Raw genomic sequence first — 1292 nt, forward strand, 5'->3', positions numbered from 1 at the left:
GGTAGTGTTCAGAATTCTGTGTCATTTCTTTATCCTATGCAAAAAAGAGATGACTTATGACCACACCTACCTTCGACATGGAAGCCGCACTGCAAGCATTGCGTGAAGGCAAAGACCTGACTGGAAAAGACGGCATCCTGACGCCTCTAATCAAGCAACTCACTGAAGCGGCCATGAAGGCTGAGCTTGATCAGCACCTCAGCTCTGACGATCAACCCAATCGCAAGAATGGCTCCAGCAAGAAAACGGTGAAAAGTCCGGCCGGGCCTTTTGAGCTGGAAACGCCTCGGGATCGTGCTGGCACCTTTGAGCCTCAGCTCGTCAAAAAACATCAAACCCAACTCACCGATGAACTGGAGCGCAAGATCATTGCCCTGTTCGCCCTGGGAAATAGCTATCAGGATATTCGTACCCATATTGAAGACCTGTATGGCATCCATCTCTCCAATGGGACGCTCAACGCGGTGACCGACAAGTTGCTGCCAGAATTACAGGCATGGCGAGAGCGCGAGTTGGAAGCGGTTTACCCCATCGTCTGGCTCGATGCGATCCACTACAAAATCAAAGAGAACGGGCGCTATATCAGCAAAGCCGTGTACACCATTCTCGGCCTGAATGTAGAGGGTAAAAAGGAATTGCTGGGACTTTACCTCTCCGAAGCCGAAGGGGCTCACTATTGGCTAAGCGTCTTAACTGACTTGTACAACCGAGGTGTCAAAGACATCCTGATTGCCTGTGTGGATGGCCTGAAGGGCTTCCCCGAAGCCATTGAAAGCCTTTACCCCCATACGGAGATCCAGCACTGCGTGATTCACCAGATCCGCAACTCACTGAAGTATGTGGCTTCTAAGAATCAGAAAGCGTTTATGGTTGATCTGAAGTGCGTCTACAAAGCTTCCACTCTTAACGCTGCTGAAAACGCCCTGGATGAACTGGAGGCTAAGTGGGGAGACAAGTACCCAATGGTGATCAAATCCTGGCGCAGCAAGTGGCTGACACTCTCAGCGTACTTCAAATATCCCGACTACGTGAGAACGGCCATCTACACCACCAACGCAGTGGAAGCCGTCCACCGACAGTTCCGCAAGCTAACGAAAACCAAGGGCGGCTTTGCCAATGAGAACAGTTTGCTGAAGCTGCTGTACGCTGGTATGTTGAACGCCACAGAACGATGGACGCATCCAGTGCAGAACTGGAACCTTACACTCTCGCAGCTATCGATTCACTTTGAAGGGCGGCTAGACGCTCACATCGATCTGTGACTTGGCTGACACAGAGTTTTGAACACCCTC

General features: G+C 51.1%; 1 protein-coding gene. It reads left to right on the plus strand.

Features of this window, described 5'->3' with window-relative positions; translation table 11 throughout:
• The first annotated feature begins 56 nt into the window (after positions 1-56).
• The gene (locus tag BTA51_RS28820) at positions 57-1262 is read left to right on the plus strand and encodes an IS256 family transposase (RefSeq protein ID WP_094712534.1); all 1206 of its coding nucleotides are present in this window, start codon (positions 57-59) and stop codon (positions 1260-1262) included.
• The last annotated feature ends 30 nt before the right edge of the window (positions 1263-1292 follow it).

The sequence above is a fragment of the Hahella sp. CCB-MM4 genome (assembly GCF_002260525.1).
Classification (GTDB): Bacteria; Pseudomonadota; Gammaproteobacteria; order Pseudomonadales; family Oleiphilaceae; genus Hahella.